21 protein-coding genes and 1 tRNA gene are annotated in these 22,503 nt (G+C 60.8%); 9 read left to right on the forward strand and 13 right to left on the reverse strand.

Going from position 1 to position 22,503, the window contains the following annotated elements; all coding sequences use genetic code 11:
• Positions 1 to 24: 24 nt before the first annotated feature.
• Positions 25 to 4,749: a glutamate synthase large subunit gene (gene gltB, locus AC1D2R_RS14370; RefSeq protein ID WP_477967945.1), complete on the reverse strand. Its 4,725-nt coding sequence runs from the start codon at positions 4,747 to 4,749 to the stop codon at positions 25 to 27.
• A 536-nt stretch (positions 4,750 to 5,285) separates the two neighbouring features.
• Here gltB and AC1D2R_RS14375 point away from each other — a divergent pair.
• A complete protein-coding gene (locus AC1D2R_RS14375) occupies positions 5,286 to 6,335 on the forward strand; it encodes a threonine aldolase family protein (RefSeq protein ID WP_477967946.1) in 1,050 nt (349 codons plus the stop codon).
• Positions 6,336 to 6,438: 103 nt separating this feature from the next.
• On the opposite strand, the gene AC1D2R_RS14380 is transcribed toward AC1D2R_RS14375, so the two are convergent.
• Together AC1D2R_RS14380 and AC1D2R_RS14385 are read right to left on the reverse strand one after the other, a co-directional pair.
• On the reverse strand, positions 6,439 to 6,567 hold the full coding sequence (locus AC1D2R_RS14380; protein WP_477967947.1) for a hypothetical protein: 129 nt from the start codon (positions 6,565 to 6,567) through the stop codon (positions 6,439 to 6,441).
• 154 nt (positions 6,568 to 6,721) lie between these two features.
• Positions 6,722 to 7,576, reverse strand: coding sequence for a LysR family transcriptional regulator (locus AC1D2R_RS14385; RefSeq protein WP_477968125.1), 855 nt, complete (start codon positions 7,574 to 7,576; stop codon positions 6,722 to 6,724).
• A 92-nt stretch (positions 7,577 to 7,668) separates the two neighbouring features.
• Here AC1D2R_RS14385 and AC1D2R_RS14390 point away from each other — a divergent pair, with 92 nt between their 5' ends.
• Positions 7,669 to 8,673 (forward strand): bile acid:sodium symporter family protein, encoded by a 1,005-nt coding sequence (locus AC1D2R_RS14390; protein ID WP_477967948.1) that lies wholly within the window; start codon positions 7,669 to 7,671, stop codon positions 8,671 to 8,673.
• Between the two features lie 84 nt (positions 8,674 to 8,757).
• Here the strand turns inward: AC1D2R_RS14390 and AC1D2R_RS14395 are convergent, their stop codons facing one another.
• On the reverse strand, positions 8,758 to 9,225 hold the full coding sequence (locus tag AC1D2R_RS14395) for an Hsp20 family protein (RefSeq protein ID WP_037069516.1): 468 nt from the start codon (positions 9,223 to 9,225) through the stop codon (positions 8,758 to 8,760).
• Between the two features lie 472 nt (positions 9,226 to 9,697).
• Between AC1D2R_RS14395 and AC1D2R_RS14400 the strand changes: the two genes are divergently transcribed.
• The gene (locus AC1D2R_RS14400) at positions 9,698 to 10,672 is read left to right on the forward strand and encodes an alpha/beta fold hydrolase (protein WP_477967949.1); all 975 of its coding nucleotides are present in this window, start codon (positions 9,698 to 9,700) and stop codon (positions 10,670 to 10,672) included.
• Positions 10,673 to 10,851: 179 nt separating this feature from the next.
• Positions 10,852 to 11,625 (forward strand): cell wall hydrolase, encoded by a 774-nt coding sequence (locus AC1D2R_RS14405; protein ID WP_477967950.1) that lies wholly within the window; start codon positions 10,852 to 10,854, stop codon positions 11,623 to 11,625.
• Between the two features lie 37 nt (positions 11,626 to 11,662).
• Here AC1D2R_RS14405 and AC1D2R_RS14410 read toward each other — a convergent pair whose 3' ends face one another.
• The 5 genes from AC1D2R_RS14410 to AC1D2R_RS14430 form a co-directional block, all read right to left on the reverse strand.
• Positions 11,663 to 13,354, reverse strand: coding sequence for a methyl-accepting chemotaxis protein (locus tag AC1D2R_RS14410; RefSeq protein ID WP_477967951.1), 1,692 nt, complete (start codon positions 13,352 to 13,354; stop codon positions 11,663 to 11,665).
• 116 nt (positions 13,355 to 13,470) lie between these two features.
• A complete protein-coding gene (locus AC1D2R_RS14415) occupies positions 13,471 to 13,635 on the reverse strand; it encodes a hypothetical protein (RefSeq protein ID WP_477967952.1) in 165 nt (54 codons plus the stop codon).
• 194 nt (positions 13,636 to 13,829) lie between these two features.
• Positions 13,830 to 14,126, reverse strand: a complete 297-nt coding sequence (locus tag AC1D2R_RS14420) for a hypothetical protein (RefSeq protein WP_477967953.1) — start codon at positions 14,124 to 14,126, stop codon at positions 13,830 to 13,832.
• 64 nt (positions 14,127 to 14,190) lie between these two features.
• Positions 14,191 to 14,964 carry a histidinol-phosphatase gene (gene hisN / locus AC1D2R_RS14425; RefSeq protein ID WP_477968126.1) on the reverse strand — a complete coding sequence of 258 codons (774 nt, stop codon included), beginning with the start codon at positions 14,962 to 14,964 and terminating at the stop codon, positions 14,191 to 14,193.
• Positions 14,965 to 15,206: 242 nt separating this feature from the next.
• A complete protein-coding gene (locus tag AC1D2R_RS14430) occupies positions 15,207 to 16,088 on the reverse strand; it encodes an N-formylglutamate amidohydrolase (protein ID WP_477967954.1) in 882 nt (293 codons plus the stop codon).
• A 189-nt stretch (positions 16,089 to 16,277) separates the two neighbouring features.
• On the opposite strand from AC1D2R_RS14430, the gene cpdR1 reads away from it, so the two are divergent.
• The 3 genes from cpdR1 (at position 16,278) to AC1D2R_RS14445 (ending at position 17,783) form a co-directional block, all read left to right on the forward strand.
• Positions 16,278 to 16,640, forward strand: a complete 363-nt coding sequence (gene cpdR1, locus AC1D2R_RS14435; protein WP_003542883.1) for a response regulator CpdR1 — start codon at positions 16,278 to 16,280, stop codon at positions 16,638 to 16,640.
• A gap of 83 nt (positions 16,641 to 16,723) precedes the next feature.
• Positions 16,724 to 16,798: transfer RNA gene (locus AC1D2R_RS14440), tRNA-Val, on the forward strand.
• Positions 16,799 to 17,297: 499 nt separating this feature from the next.
• Entirely contained in the window at positions 17,298 to 17,783 is a 486-nt protein-coding gene (locus AC1D2R_RS14445; protein WP_477968127.1) for a hypothetical protein, read from the forward strand.
• 163 nt (positions 17,784 to 17,946) lie between these two features.
• On the opposite strand, the gene AC1D2R_RS14450 is transcribed toward AC1D2R_RS14445, so the two are convergent.
• Together AC1D2R_RS14450 and AC1D2R_RS14455 are read right to left on the reverse strand one after the other, a co-directional pair.
• On the reverse strand, positions 17,947 to 18,825 hold the full coding sequence (locus AC1D2R_RS14450) for a DMT family transporter (RefSeq protein WP_477968128.1): 879 nt from the start codon (positions 18,823 to 18,825) through the stop codon (positions 17,947 to 17,949).
• Between the two features lie 207 nt (positions 18,826 to 19,032).
• Complete coding sequence (locus AC1D2R_RS14455) at positions 19,033 to 19,728, reverse strand: hypothetical protein (RefSeq protein WP_477967955.1); 696 nt, start codon at positions 19,726 to 19,728, stop codon at positions 19,033 to 19,035.
• A 227-nt stretch (positions 19,729 to 19,955) separates the two neighbouring features.
• On the opposite strand from AC1D2R_RS14455, the gene AC1D2R_RS14460 reads away from it, so the two are divergent.
• Positions 19,956 to 20,519 carry a dual specificity protein phosphatase family protein gene (locus AC1D2R_RS14460; RefSeq protein ID WP_477968129.1) on the forward strand — a complete coding sequence of 188 codons (564 nt, stop codon included), beginning with the start codon at positions 19,956 to 19,958 and terminating at the stop codon, positions 20,517 to 20,519.
• A 65-nt stretch (positions 20,520 to 20,584) separates the two neighbouring features.
• On the opposite strand, the gene AC1D2R_RS14465 is transcribed toward AC1D2R_RS14460, so the two are convergent.
• Both AC1D2R_RS14465 and AC1D2R_RS14470 read right to left on the reverse strand, forming a co-directional pair.
• A complete protein-coding gene (locus AC1D2R_RS14465; protein ID WP_477967956.1) occupies positions 20,585 to 20,719 on the reverse strand; it encodes a hypothetical protein in 135 nt (44 codons plus the stop codon).
• 68 nt (positions 20,720 to 20,787) lie between these two features.
• Positions 20,788 to 21,030 (reverse strand): hypothetical protein, encoded by a 243-nt coding sequence (locus AC1D2R_RS14470; protein ID WP_477967957.1) that lies wholly within the window; start codon positions 21,028 to 21,030, stop codon positions 20,788 to 20,790.
• Positions 21,031 to 21,378: 348 nt separating this feature from the next.
• Between AC1D2R_RS14470 and AC1D2R_RS14475 the strand changes: the two genes are divergently transcribed.
• The gene (locus AC1D2R_RS14475; RefSeq protein WP_477967958.1) at positions 21,379 to 22,470 is read left to right on the forward strand and encodes a DUF475 domain-containing protein; all 1,092 of its coding nucleotides are present in this window, start codon (positions 21,379 to 21,381) and stop codon (positions 22,468 to 22,470) included.
• The last annotated feature ends 33 nt before the right edge of the window (positions 22,471 to 22,503 follow it).

Genomic DNA, 22,503 nt, shown 5'->3' on the forward strand with positions numbered 1-22,503 from the left:
GGTGACGGAAGTGTCGGCATATGACTACTCCGCAGCGATCCCCATGCGGCTCCGCTCCATCTCCTCGAGCGCGCGGCGGTACTCGACCGGCATGACCTTGCGGAACTTCGGGCGGTAATCGATCCAGTTGTCCAGGATCTGCTTGGCGCGGGTGGAGCCCGTGTAGTGCAGATGGTTGGAGATCAACTGGTAGAGGCGCTCCTCGTCGTGGCGCGTCATGTCGCCGGAGACGTCGACGCGTCCCTTGTGCGCGATGTCGCCGCCGTGATGATGCAGCTTCTCCAGCATGTCGTCCTCTTCCGGAACCGGCTCGAGCTCGACCATGGCCATGTTGCAGCGCTTGGCGAAATCGCCGCTCTCGTCGAGAACATAGGCAACGCCGCCGGACATGCCGGCTGCAAAGTTGCGGCCCGTTTCGCCGAGAACGACCACCACGCCGCCCGTCATGTATTCGCAGCCGTGGTCGCCCACGCCTTCGACGATGGCGATGGCACCGGAGTTGCGGACCGCGAAGCGCTCGCCCGCGACACCGCGGAAGTAGCACTCGCCCTCGGTAGCGCCGTAGAGAACGGTGTTGCCGACGATGATCGAGTCTTCCGCGAGGATCTTCGAGTTCTCAGGCGGGCGGACGATGATCTTACCGCCCGACAGGCCCTTGCCGACGTAGTCGTTACCGTCGCCGATCAGGTTGAAGGTAATGCCGCGTGCCAGGAACGCGCCGAACGACTGTCCTGCCGTGCCCTTCAGTGTCACGCTGATCGTGTCGTCCTTCAGGCCGCGATGATTGTACCGCTTGGCGACTTCGCCAGAGAGCATCGCGCCAGCCGAACGGTCGACGTTCTTGATGTCGACTTCGAAGGCGACCGGTATCTTCGAGGTGAGCGCGGGCTGCGCCTCCTCGATCAGCTTGCGATCGAGAATATCGTCGATCGGGTGCTTCTGTCGCGCCGTCCAGTAGGTTGCTTCCTTCGGGGCATCGACCTTGTGGAAGATGCGGCTGAAGTCGAGGCCCTTGGCCTTCCAGTGCGCCAGCATCTCGTCCTTCTCCAGCAGCTCCGAAGCGCCGATGATGTCATCGAGCTTGGTGAAGCCGAGGGAGGCAAGAATTTCGCGCACCTCGTTGGCGACGAAGAAGAAGTAGTTGACGACGTGCTCGGGCGTGCCCTTGAAGCGCTTGCGCAGAACCGGATCCTGCGTCGCAACCCCTACCGGACAGGTGTTGAGGTGGCACTTGCGCATCATGATGCAGCCGGCGGCAATCAGGGGCGCGGTAGCAAAACCGAACTCGTCGGCGCCGAGAAGGGCACCAATGATGACGTCGCGGCCGGTCTTCAGGCCGCCATCGACCTGCAGGGCAACCCGCGAACGAAGCCCGTTCAGAACCAGCGTCTGCTGGGTTTCGGCAAGGCCGATTTCCCATGGGCTGCCAGCATGCTTCAGCGAGGTAAGCGGCGATGCACCGGTACCGCCGTCGAAGCCGGAGACGGTGATGTGGTCGGCGCGCGCCTTGGCGACGCCGGCGGCAACCGTGCCGACGCCGACTTCCGAGACGAGCTTGACCGAGACATCCGCCGTCGGGTTGACGTTCTTCAGGTCGTAGATCAGCTGTGCCAGATCCTCGATCGAGTAGATGTCGTGATGCGGCGGCGGCGAAATCAGGCCGACGCCCGGCGTCGAGTGACGCGTCTTGGCGACCGTCGCATCGACCTTGTGGCCGGGCAGCTGGCCGCCTTCGCCGGGCTTTGCGCCCTGCGCGACCTTGATCTGCAGCATGTCGGCATTGACAAGATACTCGGTCGTCACGCCGAAGCGTCCCGATGCGATCTGCTTGATCGCCGAGCGTTCCGGGTTCGACGAACCGTCGGCCAGCGGCATGTACCGGTCGGATTCCTCGCCGCCCTCGCCGGTGTTGGACTTGCCGCCGATCTGGTTCATGGCGATCGCGAGCGTCGTATGCGCCTCGCGGCTGATCGAGCCGAAGGACATCGCACCCGTCGAGAAGCGCTTGACGATATCGATCGCCGGCTCCACTTCGTCGACCGAGACCGGTGTGCGGCCGAGCTGGTCGGCGCTCTTGATGTTGAACAGGCCGCGGATCGTGTTCATGCGCAGAGCCGACGTGTTCACCATCTCGGCGAACTCACGGTAGCGATCCTCGGCATTGCCGCGAACGGCGTGCTGCAGCGTCGCGACGGCATCCGGCGTCCAGGCGTGGCTTTCGCCGCGCATGCGGTAGGCATATTCGCCGCCGATATCGAGCGTCGTCGCCAGCAACGGATCCTTGCCGAAGGCCGACGTGTGGCGCGCAACGGTTTCCTCGGCGATCGCTTCGAGGCCGACACCTTCGATCATCGTCGCGGTGCCGAAGAAGTACTTGTCGACCAGCGTTTGCTGCAGGCCGATCGCATCGAAGATCTGGCCGCCGCAATAGGACTGGTAGGTCGAGATCCCCATCTTCGACATCACCTTGAGGATGCCTTTGCCGACCGCCTTGATGTAGCGGTAGACGACTTCGGTGGCGTCCACTTCCTTCGGGAATTCACCCCTGGCATGCATGTCGAGCAGCGTGTCGAAGGCAAGGTAGGGGTTGATCGCCTCGGCGCCATAGCCTGCGAGCAGGCAGAAATGGTGCACTTCGCGCGGCTCACCCGTTTCGACGACGAGACCGACCGAGGTCCGAAGCCCCTTGCGGATCAGATGATGGTGCACGGCAGCGGTCGCCAGCAGCGCCGGGATCGCGATGCGGTCCGGGCCGACCTGGCGGTCGGAAAGCACGATGATGTTGTAGCCGCCCTTGACGGCCGCTTCCGCGCGCTCGCAGAGACGGTCGAGCATTTCGGGCATTCCTTCGGCCCCACGCTCGACATCGTAAGTGAAGTCGAGCGTCTTGGTGTCGAAACGGTCTTCCGTGTGGCCGATCGACCGGATCTTTTCGAGATCGCCATTGGTCAGGATCGGCTGACGCACTTCCAGGCGCTTGGCGTTTGCCGCACCCTCATGGTCGAGAATGTTCGGCCTCGGTCCGATGAAGGACACCAGGCTCATGACCAGCTCCTCGCGGATCGGGTCGATCGGCGGATTGGTGACCTGCGCGAAGTTCTGCTTGAAATAGGTATAGAGCAGCTTCGACTTCTCGGACATGGCCGAGATCGGCGTATCCGTGCCCATCGAGCCGATCGCCTCCTGACCGGTCGTCGCCATCGGGGACATCAGGATTCTGGTATCCTCGCTGGTGTAGCCGAATGCCTGCTGGCGGTTCAGCAGCGACACGTCGCGACGAAGCGCGCGCGGCTCGACCGGCTTCAGGTCTTCCAGGATCAGCTGCGTGCGGTTCAGCCAGCTGCGATACGGATGCTTGGTCGCCAGCTCGGACTTCACCTCCTCGTCGGAAACGATGCGGCCCTTTTCCATGTCGATCAGCAGCATCTTGCCTGGCTGCAGGCGCCACTTCTGGACAATGCTCTCTTCCGGAACCGGCAGCGTGCCGGCTTCCGATGCGAGGATGACACGGTCGTCGTTGGTGACGAGATAGCGGGCCGGACGCAGGCCGTTACGATCTAGCGTCGCGCCGATCTGCTTGCCGTCGGTAAAGGCAACGGCCGCCGGTCCGTCCCACGGCTCCATCAGAGCGGCATGATATTCGTAGAAAGCCTTTCGCTCGGCCGCCATCGACTGGTTGCCGGCCCAGGCCTCCGGGATCAGCATCATCACGGCATGCGCCATGGAGTAGCCGCCGCGCACGAGGAACTCGAGCGCGTTGTCGAAACAGGCCGTGTCCGACTGGCCTTCGTAGGAGATCGGCCAGAGCTTGGAGATATCGTCGCCGAACAGCGGCGACGACACCGACGCCTGGCGCGCCGCCATCCAGTTGACGTTGGAGCGCAGCGTGTTGATCTCGCCGTTGTGGGCGACCATGCGATACGGATGCGCAAGCTTCCACGACGGGAAGGTGTTGGTCGAGAAGCGCTGGTGCACGAGGGCGACCGCGCTTTCGAAACGCGGGTCCGACAGGTCCTTATAGTAGGCGCCAACCTGGTAAGCCAGGAACATGCCCTTGTAGACGACGGTCGCCGAAGATAGCGACACGGGATAGAAGTTGCTTTCCTCGCCGTCGAACTCGTCGTAGATGCGGTTGGAGATTACCTTGCGCAGCGTGAACAGGCGCCGTTCGAACTCGTCGTTCGTCGCGGCATCTTCGCCGGCGCCGATGAAGACCTGAACATGGTGCGGCTCGGTGGCGGCAATGTCGGGCGCCTTGGAGAGCGACGAATTATCGACAGGCACGTCGCGGAAGCCGATGAAGACCTGGCCTTCCTCGGCGATGACGTCCTTGATTACCTTCTTGAAATGCTCGATCTGCTTCTGATCGCGCGGCATGAAGATATGGCCCATGCCATATTCACCGGCCTTTGGCAGCGTGATGCCCTGCCTGGCCATTTCCTCGCGGAAGAAGCGGTCAGGAATCTGCACGAGAATGCCCGCGCCGTCGCCCATCAGCGGATCGGCGCCGACGGCACCGCGATGCGTCAGGTTTTCGAGAATGAACAGTCCGTCCTTGACGATCTGGTGAGACTTCTGACCCTTCATATGCGCGACGAAGCCGACACCGCAGGCATCGTGCTCGTTGCGCGGATCATAGAGCCCCTGTTTTCGCGGCAGACCGGAGGCGGATTTACGCGTATTGGCCGTCGCGCGCGCATCTGCTGCTGCGAACTGGTCGATACCCGTGGATGGCGTGTTCTTCGTCATCGTTTTCCTCCTGTCAGAGCCCGCGACTTGCGGGCGGCTCTTCGTCCCACACCGTCCCCCATCTTAGGTTCGGCGCGTGACAGCGCTGTTGCATTGTCGAAGATCCGGTCGCCGGCGGCAGGCTTTCCGGAGAAAGCAACCGTTGCGCTCCTCGCCTGCCATGCATTCCCTGCGGGAGCTTTCGCCCGCGCTCGATGAACTATAGCGTGAAACCCAACGAGTGTAAGGTTTTTTGGCGCCTCTTCGGCCTTAGCGGCCAAAATAGGACAGCAACCCTGTCCTAATTCAATGGTTCTATGCCAGAAACATGGAACCTTCGCAAGAGTGACGGATTAAAAAAACGTCAATTCAAGACGGAAGATTGCCAAACCGACGGACACAGCGAAATTTAATTACGCGGTCGCGTATCATTTTGTTTATTGATTGCGGAATTCAATTTATGTGATGGGTTCGCCCACAGGCGCTTGATCGGGTTAAGGTTTGGCTTAATCTCCCGCTCGACCACCCATTTCCACCATTTTCCATGCGGTTTTTCCATGTTTTTTGCATCCGATAACTGGGCAGGCGCCCATCGTTCCATTGCCGAACGCCTGCTCGAGGAATCCACAGGTTTTGCAGCTGCCTACGGCGCCGGCGACCTCGATCGGCGCGTCGAGGCACGCTTCGCCGAAGTCTTCGAACGCGAGATCTCGGTCTTCTTCGTTGCAACCGGCACGGCCGCCAATTCGCTTGGTCTCGCGAGCGTCCAGCGCCCGGGCGGCATCACCTTCTGCCATTCCGTGGCACACGTGATCGAAGACGAATGCGGCGCGCCGGATTTCTTCAGCGGCGCCCGCCTCGTCCCTGTTCAGGGTGAGGCCGGCAAGATCGATCCGTCGATGCTTGCAAAAAAGATCGCGGCCTTTCCGGAGAACGCCGTGCAGCATGGCCGCGCGACGGCCGTGACGATCACCCAGGCGACCGAGGTCGGTACCGTCTATTCCCTGTCCGAGATCAATGAGATCGCCGCCATCGCCAGCAACAGAAACCTGCCGCTGCACATGGACGGCGCCCGCTTTGCAAATGCCCTCGTGGCGCTGGACGCGACGCCGGCCGAGATGACCTGGAAGCGCGGGATCGACATTCTCTCCTTCGGCGGTACCAAGAACGGCTGCTGGTGCGCCGAGGCGATTGTCTTCTTCAATCCTGACCAAGCCAAGGAGATGCCCTTCATCCGCAAGCGCGCCGCGCAGCTTTTCTCCAAGTCGCGTTTCATCGCAGCTCAGTTCGACGCATATTTCGAGAATAATCTCTGGCTCGATCTCGCCGCCCAAGCGAACGGCATGGCAGACCGCCTGCGCGCCGGCATCGACGCCAGCAACTCGGCCCGTTTGGCATGGGCAACCACGGCAAACGAAGTCTTCGCCGTTGTCGCCAGGAGCGCCGCAAAGACTGCTGAGGAAAGAGGCGCGAAGTTCTACGAATGGCCGGTGCCGTCAGAGACGCCGGATCTGGTGGGCGCCGATGAAGCCCTGATCCGCCTCGTGACAAGCTTTGCAACGACCGAGGCGGATGTAGACGGGTTCCTGAACTGCCTTGCGGCTTAGAGAGCAATTCCAGCAAAAGTGCGTGGCGGTTGTGCGCCGGATTTGCGTCGGCAAAAAGTAGAGTGCTTTCGCGATTCGAAGAAAAGCGGAAATACTCCAGAGGCTAATTCTGATGCACGATGACGGCGGACGGTGGCGCACCATTGTCCGTCGTTTTCGCGTCGTGAGTAGCCACTGCGATGAGCATCACGCAGGCAATCAGCCCGGATATGAAGAGTGCTCCATATATCATCGGTCCGTTCTCCTTGTTGCCCCGAACGTCGACCAGAAGGCTCAGCCAAGCTAGACCCCCGATCTGACCAGATGCCTAAGTTTCAGGGTTTAGAGATGATTAAAATGCCGCAAACCGGGTTAACCTTGCGACCCGAACCTCAAGGCGCTGCTGCTCAACTCGACCGCAAATTCCTGACCTTCGCCAGGATATCCTCAGACAGCGCCGAAACCAGCGCCTGATCCGCGCCTTTGCGCGGTACCAGCACGAATTCCACATCCTCCAGTACCGGTAGTTTCCCCTTGCCGATCTCCTTCAATCCCGAGGGCGCCATGCTGCGCGGCTGCACCAGCACGCCCATGCCGGCGCGCGCGGCTGCAGTCAGCCCGCTGAGGCTCCCGCAGGTGCAGACGATCCGCCAAGCAATCTGATGGCGCCCCAGCGCTTCCAGCGCAATACTGCGCGTCACGCTCGGCGGCGGGAACGCGATCAGGGGCAGCGGCCCGCCACTCAGGATGTGGTCCGGATCGCGCGCAAGCCAGACCAGAGGCTCGCGATAGACAAGCTGTCCGCGCGAATCCCCTAGACGCCGCTTGGCGAGCACCAGGTCGATCTCGCCGCCATCCTGCATTTCATAGAGCGTGCCCGACAAGGCGACGGTCAACTCCAGATCGACGGACGGATGCGACCGGACGAAATCCTCGAGCACTGCCGGAAGCTGGCTGGTCACGAAATCCTCGGACACGCCAAGCCTGAGATTGCCGCGCAGGCTGTGCCCCTTGAAGAGAGACTGCACCTGCCCCTCGATCGACAGCATCGCGCGCGCATGAGACAGCAGCGCCTCGCCATCCGTCGTCAGCACGACCTTGTGGGTGTCGCGGGCGAGCAGCCGACGACCGATCGACGCTTCCAGGCGCTGGATATGCTGGCTGACGGTCGACTGACCGAGGCCTAGTCGTTCCCCAGCCAGCGTGAAGCTACCCATCTGCTCGACGGCCACGAAACTGCGCAATTGGGTCAGGTCGAGCATCATCATCTCATTTCATGATAACTGTTATTCCTTGCATCCTGTATCATAATGGAAGAAACAGGATTGATCCATCCCGAGCCCGAGTAAAGCCAATGCGCCGCTTTCTGCCCGATACTTTCACGATCCTGCTCGTCTGTACGGTCGTCCTCGCATCGCTGCTGCCTGCCAGCGGCACCTTCGCGGGTTACTTCGGCATTGCCACCGATTGCGCCATCGCCCTGCTCTTCTTCCTGCACGGCGCGCGGCTCTCGCGCGATGTTGTGATCGCAGGCCTGCTGCACTGGCGTCTGCACCTGGTGATCCTGCTCACGACCTTCGGCCTCTTCCCGCTGCTCGGCATCGGCCTCGGCTTCCTGCCGGAAACGATCCTGCCGCACCCGCTCTATCTCGGCATCCTCTTCCTCTGCGTGCTGCCTTCGACCGTGCAATCCTCGATCGCCTTCACCTCGATGGCCGGCGGCAACGTGCCCGCTGCCATCTGCTCGGCCTCGGCTTCCAATATTTTCGGCATGTTCCTGACGCCGCTGCTGGTCGGCCTGCTGTTTTCGGTCGGCGGTCACGGCGGCTTTTCCTGGGATGCCCTCCTGCAGATCTTCATCCAATTGCTCCTGCCCTTTATCGTCGGCCAGGTTCTGCAGCCCTGGATCGGCAACTGGATCCGCGCCAAGAAAAAGCTTCTGATGCCGGTCGATCGCGGCTCAATTCTGATGGTCGTCTACCTCGCCTTCAGCAAGGCCGTCGTCGAGGGGCTGTGGCACACCTTCTCGCTCGCCGACATCGCCGTCGTCATCGTCGCCGACATGGTACTGCTCGCCTTCGTGCTCTGCGCCACCATGTACGGCAGCCGCTGGCTCGGCTTCAACAAGGCCGACGAGATCACTATCACCTTCTGCGGCTCGAAGAAGAGCCTCGCAAGCGGCGTGCCGATGGCCAACGTCATCTTCGCCGGCCAGTCGATCGGCGCGATCGTGCTGCCCTTGATGCTTTTCCACCAGATCCAGTTGATGGTCTGCGCCGTCATCGCTCAGAAATACGCAGCCGCAGCCCACCGCCGGGCAACCGAGGCGGAAATCGAAGAAGCAGCCAGCCCGGCTTGATCTGCGCGGCGTGCCTGCGGACAGAAAAAAGGCGGCGCCCTTGTGGAGCGCCGCCCGGCTTGCCTTATCCTGGGAGGGATGGGGTTAGTTGGTGACCTGAGCCTCGATCGCCTTTGGCGCGCTCACCGGCTCGGCGGCAATCGCGATCTTGCGGGGCTTCATCGCTTCGGGAATGCTGCGCAGGAGGTCGATGTGAAGCAGGCCGTTCTTCAGCGATGCGGCGGTCACCTCGACATGGTCTGCAAGCTGGAAGCGGCGCTCGAAGGTGCGCTTGGCAATGCCGCGATAAAGGTACTCGCTGCCTTCCGCATTGTCGTCGCTCTTTTCACCCTTGACGGTCAGAGCGTGGGCCTGCGCCTCGATAGAGATTTCGGTCTCGTCGAAACCGGCAACGGCCATCGTGATGCGGTATGTGTTTTCACCGGTGCGCTCGATGTTGTAGGGCGGATAGGTCTGCCCCTGGTCCGGCTGGCCGAGGCTGTCGAGCATGGTGAAGAGGCGGTCGAAACCGACCGTGGAGCGATAAAGGGGAGAGAAGTCTACGTGACGCATGATGTCCTCCTAGGGAAGCGACGTGTTGCGATAAGCGGCCCCGCGAGCTCCTTATCAGGCAGCTCCGGGACGGTTCCGCGGACCCGTTTGGCGTCCGCAGAAATGAGATGGTGATACATTTCGCGGAGTTCAAGACCCGCTCTGAAACACGGGCCTCGCGGCGTGAACCGCATATGAACGTCCGGTTCGGCATGCGTTCAGACACGCTCGGCTAATGATTGCGTCATCGGATCACACTGGCCCGATGGCTGAAGTGTATCGTCCCTTCGTCTTCAGCCCGACCTCCGGCCGGCATCGCGGACCCCTCAAGGTCCGCATGCCGGCTTCTTTTTTAAAAGGTCGAAAGGTCGCCCGGGAGGCATGAGGCGCGCAGCGTTGCAAATCGCACGCTTTTTTTCTTGATTTGACAGGGCAATCCCCTATCCGCTCTACTGCAAATCCGACTACGCATGAAGGACGCGATCGAGCTGCCATGGACCAGGTCCTTTTTTCAACACCCGGCAATCCGATTCCGGAAAACCGGACGGAAGGCTTCTTCGAAACGCATGACGGCCTGCAGCTGCGCTATGCGGTTTTTCGGTCAAGTGCGCCCGTGGCCAAAGGCACAGTTGTCCTGCTGCATGGGCGCAACGAATACATCGAGAAGTACTACGAGACGATCCGCGATCTGACGGAAAAGGGTCTCTGGGTCGCGACGTTCGATCTGCGTGGCCAGGGCAATTCGGCGCGCATTCTCAAGACGCGCCACTATGGCCACATCCGCCGTTTCGTCGACTACGAGCACGATCTCGACACATTCCTCGAGAAGATCGTGCTGCCCGATACCCGCCTGCCGTTCTACATCCTTGCGCATTCCACCGGCGCGCTGATTGCACTGTCAGCAGCCCCCTACCTTTCGACCCGGATCGAACGCATGGTGCTGACCGCACCGTTCATCGGCCTCTCCGGTCAGGCGGCGTCGTCCGGTACGATCCGGCGTCTGGCAACCATTGCCTGTTCGCTCGGGCTCGGCTCGTTTCCGCTGGCCCGCAAGCTCAGGGAAATGCCGTTCACGGACAATCCGTTGACATCCGACGAGGTTCGCTTCGAACGCAACCAGGCGATCTCCGCCGCTCATCCGGATCTGGTGCTCGGCCTGCCGACGGCACGCTGGCTGTTCGAATCCTTCAGCACGATCGACCGTGTGACCTCGCCGAACCACCTGTTCTCGATCGCCATTCCGACTGTTGTCATCGCGCCGACGCGCGACACGATCGTGCCCTATATCGCGCAGGAGCGGCTGTCGCGCTACTTCCGTGCCGGCCAGCTGGTGCCGATCAACGGCGCACGCCATGAAGTGCTGCAGGAGCGCGATGTCTATCGCAAGGCAGCGCTTGCCGCCTTCCATGCTTTCATCCCGGGCAGCGATGCGGAAGCGGCCGAGGCAGTCGAAGGCTTTGGCACCTGAGCAACCGGTTCGGCCCGCCCGGGGGCTCGTTGCAGACCTCAGACGAAGGCTTCCAACGGCGACCGCCGGAGTAGCGGACGGTTTATGAACGCTATGCGTTTGAATTTCTCTAAAATGTAATGTAAAACGTCGCCACTGATCGATAAGGGCTGCACTAATCACATAGGAGGCACCTGGCGTTGAGGGCGCGAAACGTCTTGGGAAGATCCCTTTCAGGGATCCTGTTTGTTGGTTTGGCGACTGCGGGCTGCACAACTGCGCCCAAAGCGACGCCTGCCTCGGCCGCTCACTCCACAAAGCGGATTGAACCGGGAAAAGTTACCTACAACTACACGTCCGAAGACCGCTCTTGTCTGAAGCGCGCCATGTATTTCGAGTCCGAGCGTTCCAGTCACGAGGGCTACATGGCGGTCGGAACCGTCATCATGAACAGGCTGACATCTGGCGCCTATCCGGACTCGATTTGCGGCGTCGTCGCTCAGGAGCGGCAGTTTGCGCCGGGCGTGATGACACGAGAGGTGAAGGAGGAGGCCCAATCCGATCTCGACCTCGCCGCCGATGCCATCCTGCACGGCGAGCGCAACCCGGAAGTCAAGGAAGCGATGTTCTTCCACACCGACGGCCTTAAGTTTCCATATGACAACATGCACTATGTGACGGTGGCCGGCGGAAACGCATTCTACGAGAAGCGCGGAGCCGACGGCGCACTTGAAACACCGTCACCGCTGCCGGCCTACGAAGTTGCGATGAACTACCTGCCCGCCCACAGCGCCTCCTCGGCGCAGTTCGAACTGCTCATTCCCGCGGCCGTCCCCGTTCCGACGCCGATGCCCCTGCCAAATGCAGTCATGGATACCGGCTTCGAGTTGCCGTCTACAGTGGCGGTACCCTTGCCTCGCCCGGCGCTGGATAGCGCCGGGATGAGAGCAGGCCTCGACCTGGCCGGCGGCTAGGCGGCAACCTGCACCCAGGGGCGCAGGCAATTGATGGTCAGGCGACCTTCGCCCGGCCGTCCGTATCCCGCTCGTCCTTGCCCTCGCCGACCTTGAATTGACCGACAAGCTCGAAAAGGGCTTCTGCCTCAAAGGCGAGCCGTCGGCTGGCGGCGGCGGTCTGCTCGACCATCGCTGCGTTGCGCTGCGTGTCCTGATCCATGCACATGACGGCAGCGTTGATCTGGCTGAGGCTGGAAGACTGCTCCTTGGCAGCCTCGACGATCCCGGACACGTTGTCGTTTACCTGCAGCACCTGCGTCGCGATCGCCTCGAGCGCCGATCCGGTTCTGCCCACCAGCGTCACGCCGTCGCGCACGGAGCTCTCGGAGTCCCGGATCAGCGCCTTGATCTCCTTTGCCGCGCCGGCCGAGCGCTGCGCCAGTTCCCGGACCTCGTGAGCGACGACGGCAAAGCCCTTGCCGGCCTCCCCTGCTCTGGCCGCTTCGACGCCTGCATTGAGCGCAAGAAGGTTGGTCTGGAACGCAATATCGTCGATCACGCCGACGATGCCCGCGATTTGTCGGGACGATTGCTCGATCCTGGACATCGCCTCGACCGTTTTCCGAACGACGCCCGCCGACTCCTGCGCGCTGCGCGACGTGTCGGCAACCAATCGGCCTGCATCGGACGCACGTCGCGCCGAATCTGACACGGTCGTTGAGATCTCCAGGACAGCGGACGCTGTCTCCTCGACCGAAGCGGCCTGCGTTTCGGAACGCTTGGCGAGATCGTCGGCCGCGCAACGAATGTCTCGCGTGCCCGACGCGATCAGCGTGGCGTTCCTGGAAATGGCCCGCATCGCCGACCGCAATCGGCCTGACGAAGCATTGTAGTCGGTCCGCAGCTTGTCGAGCGCCGCGAGAAACGGCTGCTCGATCGTCTGCTCCAGATCTCCCTCAGCCATTGCCTGCAGGCCGTATGCGAGTTCGTTCACGGCGCGAACGCGTTCGGTTACGTCGCTCGCGAATTTGACGACCTTGAAGACCTTGCCGTTCATGTCGATGATCGGGTTGTAGGATGCCTGGATGAAGACCTTGCGTCCGCCCTTTCCGAGACGCATGAACTCGTCAGCGGCAAACCGGCCCTCGCCGAGGTTGCGCCAGAACGCCTTGTAGTCGGCGCTTGCCACATATTCGCGATCACAGAACATGGAATGATGCTGGCCGCGCACTTCCTCCAAGGTATAGCCCAGCGCCGTGAGGAAGTTCGCGTTGGCGGTGAGAATATGGCCGTCAGGGGTGAATTCGATCGTCGCCTGCGCGCGCGATAGCGCATCGAGCTTTCCCGCGTCTTCGACGCTCTTGAGCTTGCTCTCGGTGATATCGGTCGCGAACTTGACGACCTTGTAGGGTGCCGAACCCCTGAACACAGGATTGTAGGACGCTTCGATCCAGACCTCGCGGCCGGCCTTGCCGATGCGCTTGTACTGCCGGCTGTCGAACTTGCCTTCTGCCAAACGGCCCCAGAACGCACGGTAGTCTTCACTCTCGGCATCGGCAGGATCGACAAACATGCAATGATGCCGCCCGACGATCTCGCCAAGGCTATAGCCCATGGCGGCGCAAAAATTCTCGTTGGCCGTGAGAATTTTCCCCGTGAGGTCGAATTCGATGACTGCCTGCGAGCGGTTGACTGCATTCAGAATCGCCTTGGCGTCGGCCCCGGCGGTGAAAGGTAAAACATACATTTCAATATGCCTTTTACGCGAAATGCGACGCCGACGGGCGAAAGACCCTAGGCTATTCTTGAAATCTCCGGTGCAGGATTTGCAGCGAAAAGTTACGTATCTGTTAAATTTCCTCTTTAGCGAGCGCAAAAGGCCGAAACTTGCTCATCAATACAACCATTGAGAAAATAAATTGCAAAAATAGCAATCCATGAGGGATCATTGCGATGCAGCAAGCTGCGTCGCGCAAACATCGGCAGAACCGCGCGGCCTGCGTTGCGAAAGAAAACGGGGGCTTTCATGAGCCAAACCGAGTGCTCAGTCAGCAAACTCCTCGGCACCGCTCGTAGGTCGCCTTCGCGCACGGATGGTCATTGGTATGGGTGTGGGGCCACACGCGCCGCGGTCCAAGGGCCAATATTTGCCCGCAAGGCCAAATCCAGAAGACAGGTGCCAAGACGGTTTCCCTGCACATCGGAGATCAAACCGAAATGCTTTAGCTCGACATCCTTCCTGCCGACGCCTTCAAACTCGCAAAGCCCGGTGGGCTGCATCCGATCGCGCAAAACGTAGAGGGCTGTCGAAGGCGGAGCAGAAACTCGCCAAGCTCTGCTTTGGACATTCGCAGTCGTTCGTCCCAGCGCAGCGGATCGCCCACGAGCCGGTAGAGCGAGAGGTAGTCGTCCGGTTCGAGGCGTTCCTTGGCCACACGTGCGTCCGGCACCGGGGACGACAGGATCGGCCCGGCCGGTGGCTGGAATTGCTCCAGATAGCTGACGAGAAACCGAACCATGACCTGACATGCGCTTTGATGACCATCGAGGAAATCGGGCTCTACCCGCACAGTCCCTCCAAGCTTAGCGCCGAAGAACGGCAACCGCCTGCTCGTAGACTGCGCGACTTCCCGCGGCGATGATCGAGCCGCCGTTTTCCGGCCGCCCGCCATCCCAGGTGGTGATAATGCCGCCGGCCTTCTCGATGACCGGGATGATGCCGCCAACATCGTAGGGCTTCAGGCTGTTTTCGACCACCAAGTCGATGTGACCGGCCGCCAGCAGCGCATAGGCATAACAATCCGTGCCGTAACGGAAGAGCCGCACCTGGCTTTCGATCTCGCGATACTTCTCCATCTCCTCCCCCACAAAGAGATGCGGTGACGTCGTGAAGAGAATGGCGTCGGAGAGCTGCCCGCAGTCGCGCACCTTGAGCTGTCGTTCGCCCTCCGGCCCGGTATAGAACGAACCGCTCTCATCGGCGAAATATCTCTCGCCGGTAAACGGCTGCTCGATCATCCCCATGATCGCCCGGCCATTCCGCTGAAGGCCGATCAGCGTCCCCCAGACAGGAACGCCTGAGATGAAGGCCCGTGTGCCGTCGATCGGATCGATCACCCACACATATTCGCGGTCGAGACCGATATTGCCATGTTCCTCGCCGAGAATGCCGTGGCCGGGAAAGCGCTCCTCGATCAGGGCGCGGATGGCAAGCTCCGCGGCCCGGTCCCCCTCCGTCACCGGATCGAAACCGCCGGACTGCTTGTTCACGATATCCAGGCCGGAGCGAAAACGCGGCAACGTCTCAGCCTTCGCGACTTCGGCGAGGCGGTTGAAGAACGAGCGGTCAGGAAGCATGACAAGATCCATCTGGTGGCGGGCAATGGCGTTTTTCATAGCGGAAATGCGTTTCATTGCAAACGCAAGCGGCAGTTTTTAGCCGGCTGCCCAATATTTTTGCACTGCAATATACTGCTTGACAATTGTGCAATGCAGCAGTAGTGTCTTCGTACAGTCTCTGACTGTAAATACCCTCCTTGGGTGTTTCCTCCCTAGACTTGGACCGCCGCAAGGCGGTCTTTTTTTGAGCTGTGGGAAGTCTATTCCGCCGCGAGCGCGGTATCGCTGGCAAATTTGGCCACATACTCTGCCATCTGCCGCATGAACGACGTGATCGCCGCCGCAACGAGCGCAAAGTCGGCTCGCTTTTCAAGCGTCACCTCGTCCACATAGATCGAACGGTTCACCTCGATCTGCAGCGCGTGCAGGCCACGCGCCGGTCGGCCGTAGTGTTCGGTGATGAAGCCGCCGGCGTAAGGCTTGTTGCGGATCGCCGCGAAGCCCATTTCCTCGAAGATCCCGACCGCCGTGCGCGACAGCTCCGCCGATGCACTGGTGCCGTAGCGGTCCCCGACAATGAAATCCGGCCGCGTGGTGGCTCCAGCAACGCGGACGTTGCCGGGCATCGAGTGGCAATCGATCAGCACGCCGAATCCGAACTGGACGTGCGTGCGGGCAATCAGCCGACGCAGAGCCGCATGATAGGGCTTATAGACGGCCTCGATACGGTCGAGCCCCTCCTGCACGGACAAACGCCGGCCGTAGATCTCCATGTTTTCAGCGACGATGCGCGGGATTGTGCCGAGACCGCCCGCCACCCTCAACGAGTTGACGTTGGCGTAAGGCGGCAACAGCCCGTCGAACATGCGCGGATCGAGCTCATAAGGCTCGCGGTTTACATCGAGGTAGGCCCGCGGGAAATTTGCAACGAGCAGCGGTGCGCCGAGTGCGCTTGCTTCAGCGAACAACTCGTCCACGTAGTGATCTTCGGAACGCCGGATCGAAATGCCCTGCAGCCGTGATTGCGCGATAAACTCCGGTGGATAAATGCGGCCACTGTGCGGCGAGTTATAAACGAAGGGAATTGCATGCGACACAGGCTCCCGGATCTCAAAAAGCTCGTATTCGGGGATTTCGTGCACCTTTTTCCCTCTTAACCATGCCAGGAGGCCACCGCTTCGCCCATGTTGCCAGTTGCCGGGCTGCAAGTCCATACTATCTCATGGGGATGACGGTTCGCGCAGGCAGTTCACCGGTTGTTTACTGGGCGAACACTAGTGTAAATGGCTCAAGCTCCACGCATAAATTCCCACTGATCAGCGGTCCGGATAATGACTCAGAAGATACTTCTTGCAGAAGACGACAACGACATGCGCCGCTTTCTCGTGAAGGCGCTCGAAAAGGCCGGCTACAAGGTGCTGTCCTATGACAACGGCGCCAGCGCCTACGACCGGCTTCGCGAAGAACCCTTCTCTCTTCTGCTGACCGATATCGTCATGCCCGAGATGGACGGCATCGAGCTGGCGCGCCGCGCGACCGAACTCGACCCGGACCTCAAGGTCATGTTCATCACCGGTTTCGCAGCCGTCGCACTGAATCCCGATTCGAAGGCGCCTAAGGATGCGAAGGTCCTGTCCAAGCCGTTCCACCTGCGCGACCTGGTCGACGAAGTGAACAAAATGCTTGCCGCGTAAGGGTTCGCACGGCGCATGTCACAAATCCGAAAAAAGCCTATTGACGGCAAAAAGGGTTTGTGGTCTATGCGCCGCCATCGGATGGGCGTGTAGCTCAGCGGGAGAGCACTACGTTGACATCGTAGGGGTCACAGGTTCAATCCCTGTCACGCCCACCATCCGATCACCTTGTTCTTACAAGGATTTTCAATTCGCTGTTTGGCGATCGGTTTCTTCCAGGGTTTTGGCGAACTGATTTTCTGGCATAGGCAAGCGCCGTGTTGAGCTGGATACCAACCCCTTCCCCCGACGCCGACAATCACTCGATCCGGTACTGTGCTTTGATACCGCCGCCCGTGAAATTCCGAGCGTGCCACGCGTCTCACGTCCTCTGTCAACACCTCGTCAGGCGCGCCCGCTGCCACCACCCTGTCCCGATGAAGAACGCCGAGGCTGTCGCAGATCTCTGCCAGGTTGAGGTCGTGAGGCGCGACGATGCTGGTGACGTTCAGCCTGGAGATCAACTGGAGAACGCATGGCTTCCAGTCGCCATCGAGTTGCCAGAAGGGAGATGGCCAGACCGGTGATTCGACCCATTTCGGACACAGAAGAATGGCATGGCACTGCTCACGAGAGGCGCTGTCGTTTGCGGGCGCCGCAATGGATCGCTTGCGAGGTATGAAGGTGAAACTGCTAACTTTGGCCACGGCTTCGCTTTTTACAGCGGCACTTGCTTCGGCCGCCAACGCCGCGCCCCAGAATTTCCCCGGTGCGCCCGGCGCGCTGACGCTTGCCGGCAAATGCGCCAAGCTCGTGGTCGGCAAGGTCGATGCGACGAAGGAGTGCCAGGGCGAAATCGCCAGCGTGACGCTGATCAACGGTCAGGTCACCTTCATCTTCACCTCCGGCGGCAAGATGCTCGGCTTCCAGGGCGACGGCACCAAGATCAAACCGGCATCCACAGGCAACATCAGCCTGCCGCTCAGCCTCATCGTCACCGGCGTCGGCCAGAAGATGACCGGACAGGTGAAAGTGACGGGCTCCTGCACGATGGGCAACCCCTACGACGGCAAGCCCGTCGCCATCGAATGCACGGCCAAAAGCGCAGACACCGCCTTCGCCGGCAACTTCCGCACCAATGGCAAGGCGCCGAAGCAGAAGTAGCGTTACGCGATACGGATGCACGCCCCTGGAGGATCGCCGGCGCTGGCCGGCCTGCTGCGGTGAGTCGCAAGGGAAAGATGGAAGCGGAAGCAGACACCAAGTCCCCGTCGGGCTGGCGCAGCGGGGATGCAGACATCAGCCAGACTGTGCGAGCGCAGCCGTCTCAGCGGCGAAGAAGCCTGCCGTCTATGATGAGCAGACTGGAAATGATCAACGCCATTCCAACGATTTCGAACGGCTCCAGTCTTTCGCCAAGAAAGACCCGACCAAGCAAGATCGCGCTGACGGGCACCAGAAGTGTCACGAGGGATGCGTTTGTCGCGCCCGCTGAAGCGATGATGTTGAAATAGAGAATGAATGCAACTGCCGTCGTGAAGACCGCGAGAACGCCGATCGCTGCCCAGATCGGTATGCTTGATGTCGCGATCGCTGCCGGACTGTAGAGAAGCAAGACGATCGGCGCCATGAGCAAAGTGGAAACGGTGAGCTGGCCAGTTGCCACGACCGATGGCTGAATGTCATTGAACCGCTTGGCGTAGACGACGCCGAAGGCATAGGAGATGGCCGCGCCGATCACGGCGAGTTTCGCCCAGACCGGGCCTCCAAGATTGGACAGGAGGCCGGGACCGATCATGACGGCAGCTCCGGAAATTCCGAACCCTACTCCCGCGAGTTTTGTCGCCGACAGCTTCTCATCCGCCGTCAGCAAGTTTGCGACGAGGATCGTCCAGAGAGGCGTCGTTGCGTAAAAGATGGAAGCGAGACCGGCGCCGATCTCCGTTTGTCCGGTGAAGATCAGGGAGAACGGAATCACGTTGTTGAGCAAAGCGAGGCACAGGAACGGGCCGGGTCGTGCACGAGCGGGAGCGAAGGAAATGCCGCGTATCCTCAGCCAGCAGTGTAGGACCAATGCGGCAATGGAAACGCGATATAGGACAAGGGCGAGCGGCGTAATCTCGGCCACAGCGATGCGCGCTAGGAAGAAAGATCCGCCCCACAGAATGCCGAGAAGCAGGAGTTGCCCCCAGTCGCTTGCCGACATGGACCTTGTCGCGCTCAACGGCTTGCCTATGACAATTGGAATTCTGTGGATATCCAGACATTCTAGCGATGCAGCGTTCCACTTGGGTGGAACAGCGATCCGATGTTCTCAGCCAAACGAAACGAGATTTCCCCTAAATCCACGCAGCTTGGAAATTGCCGCTATCGCTTCCGTTCGCGATGCTGCCCGCTATATCCGGGCGCCTGATCAGGCGCACCAGGCGCCGCTGCCCGGCTTGCGGGCGAGGCCTTCGTCGATGAGCTGCACGCCGATCGACCGCCCGTCGCGGGAGACGACGCGCGGCGCTCCAGCCTTGCCGGGTTGCCCGGCCGGGTTCATCGCGAAGGATCCGGCATTGAGGATGTTCAAGAGCCGCAGTTTGGCGGCGAAGCCGACGCGTCTTTCGCCGTCGCAGCGCGCGTCGTCGATGCCCGGGCTGACGATATCGGCAATGACGATCTTCTCTCCCTTGTACCAGAAGGTGCCGCCATCGGCGACGCAGTTGATATGCTCGCCCTGCCCGCAATAGCCGAATGCCGCCTTCGCAGCGCGCGTCTGTACCGGCGAAATCGAAACGGGTACGGCCTTTTCTGGCAGGGCCGGCGCCTTTGCCGGGATAGGCACGGCTGCGGGAGGCACCATGCGCGAGACGGCGGATATCGAGGCAGTCTGTTTCGGCCCGGCATCGCGCGCCGGTTCGCTTTTCGCGACCGAAACCGGGCGAGAGGCGGCGGGCGCGGGAGCATGCGCCGCCAGCATGGGCTTCACGCTCTTCCAGTTGTCGTAGACCGCGATGCCGCCAACGGCCAGGGCGCCGATGATCGCCCAGGGCAGAGCGCTGCCGCCTCCCCTGCCTTTTGCCCGTGTCGATGATTTGCGGCGGCGTGTCGCTGTCTTGGCCATGTGTCCGGTTCCCGTGAGCGCCGGATTATCGCCGCGCAATCCTTTCGGAAAGGTTGGCGAACGCGGTTTGCCACCGGCAAGTTTTATTTTACGAAGCCGGTCGTCACACGATCGCGCCATTTGGCGTGCAAGGAAGCATCACGATCATTTGTTTTTTAACGCTGGCATGTGGTTCCCCGATGCCCCACTGTCAGAATCAAGGCGCAAGCGGTTTTGCGGACAAGAATATGAAGCTCGGACCTTTTTCATTTCTGAAGTGGCCAGTCCGGCTGGTCGGCGCAGCCACTTTGCTGGTCCTTGCGCATGCTGGAATTGAACAGCTGTTCGGCAATTTTCACGAAGTGATCCCCGGTGAACTCTACCGCTCCGCACAGCCGAGCGGGGCCGACATCCAGTCCTACGCAAATACCTACGGCATCAAGGCGATCCTGAACCTGCGCGACGAAGCGCGGACGGACTGGTATCAGGAGGAAGTACAGGCAGCGGCGAAGAACGGCATAACGCTGATCGATTTTCCGATCTCTTCATCGAAGGATCTGCCGGTCGAAGAAGCAACCCGCTTGGCCAAACTGATGGCCAACGCGCCTAAACCGCTTCTCATCCATTGCGAACACGGCTCCAACCGCACCGGTCTGGCCGCGGCGATCTATGTCGGCGCGGTCAGCCAGGGCAGCGAGACATTCGCCGAATTTCAATTGAGCCCTTACTTCGGTCACTTCGCCATACCCGGTTTCAGCCGCTATGCGGTCTACCGTTCCTGGGATGAATTCGAGGAAACCATAGGGTTTTAGTGACCGCTCGAATTGACAGCCGGGCGGCGACCGCAAGACGCCAACCGTTCGGTTTGGCTTCGATGTCAGATCCTCTGCTCGACATCCGGCTTGAGGTCCACAGCATTGAAATGAATCCCCTCAGATCTCTCGGCCCGACCGATATCGGTCCGGCTTTCGGCGGCCTGGCGCAATGCCCGCCACTCGTTCTCGTGTTTCAAATAAACCTCCTGCGGCACGAAATCTGTTTTCATCTGTCTGTCGCTCACCAATACGTGGACAGCCTCTGTCAGCGGCTGGGCTTTGCAATCGTTCCATCCTCGTCGACGGCAGGCTGGGGGCCGCCGCGCGACAGGTCTCCACCGCTCACATGGGCGGGGACATGGACATCGTGAAGCACGCCAGGCGGCAACGTCAGATCGACATGATGTGGCGGCATCACCTGCGCCGTTTTCATGCGGTTCGGCCGTGCCTTCTTCATTCGGTCCGGCGCTTCGGTGCGTTTGTCGGGAACGTGGGTCGAAGTGTGCATTATCGGCCTCCTTTTCAACTCAACCGACCCCCAACGACTGAGCACGTCGATGGTTCCGAAGAAAAGCGCTCTGCGGGTGAAGGCCCGGCCTTGACTGGTGGCGGAAGTTCACTACCTTTGCCTCATCCCGCAGCCTCAGACATCGGTTGACGGGCAACCTGGTGCCGGGCCCCTCTGGCGAGAGTTTTTACGGCGCTCTCGTGATGTCGGTACCGCCTGCAAATTAGCCGGCGGATTTTCTTCCATGAAAAAGCACACCATGCCTCACGCGCATGCCCGTTGTGGTATGTCGCGTTTCTCCTGCGTATCCCAATACTTGACGAACATCCCTGGCTGCGAGGTGCGGCCATGAACCGGACCTCCAGCCAAAAATCTTCGCTCAGCTATTTCCGCTGGGCATTCATCGTCACCGTCCTCGGCCTGATCCTGGGTGCTGCCCTCGGCTGGCAGACCACAGGCACGATCGGCGGCATGGCGACCGTCTTTTTCGTGTGTACGGTCCTTGCTGTGCTGGAGATTTCGCTCTCCTTCGACAACGCAATCGTCAATGCCAACAAGCTCAAGGAAATGACGCCGGAATGGCAGCATCGGTTCTTGACCTGGGGCATCGTTATCGCTGTCTTCGGCATGCGCATCGTCTTCCCGCTGGCAATCGTCGCGATCGCAGCCAAGATCGGCCCCTGGGAAGCGCTCGTCCTCGCAGCGCGCGAACCGGCCGAATACGCTCGCATCATGAACGACGCCCATCTTCCGATCGCAGCCTTCGGCGGCACCTTCCTGATGATGGTCGGCCTCAACTACTTCTTCAATCGCGAAAAGGACGTTCACTGGATCGCCGGTCTGGAAAAGCTGATGGCGCGCTCCGCCACCATCAAGGGTATCGAGATCGCGCTGGTACTGGCGCTCGTGCTGATCTTCTCCTCATTCCTCGAAGCGGCAGAAGCCACCACTTTCGTCCACTGCGCCATCTACGGCCTGCTGACCTTCCTCGCTGTCGAGGTTGTCGGCGGCCTGCTCGATGCCTCGCAGCAGACGATGAGCGCTGCCACCAAGGGTGGTCTCGGCGCCTTCATCTATCTCGAAGTGCTGGACGCCAGCTTCTCCTTCGACGGCGTCATCGGCGCCTTCGCACTGACGCAGAACCTCTTCGTCATCGCCATCGGCCTCGGCATCGGCGCCATGTATGTGCGCTCGATGACGATCATGCTGGTGGATAAGGGAACGCTTGCCGAATACCGCTATCTCGAGCACGGCGCCTTCTATGCCATCCTGATCCTCTCGGTGATCATGTATGTGCAGACCATGGTGCACATTCCCGAGGTCATCACCGGCCTTGGAGGCGCAACGCTGATCGGCATCTCACTATGGTCCTCCATCCGCCACAACCGGAAGGAACAGGCAGAGGAACATACCGCGGCACGGGAACAGCTGCAGTCCTGACCTCGTGAAGCCGTAGCACCGACTGCGGCTCGC

The organism is Rhizobium sp. P1_C7 (genome assembly GCF_056406295.1).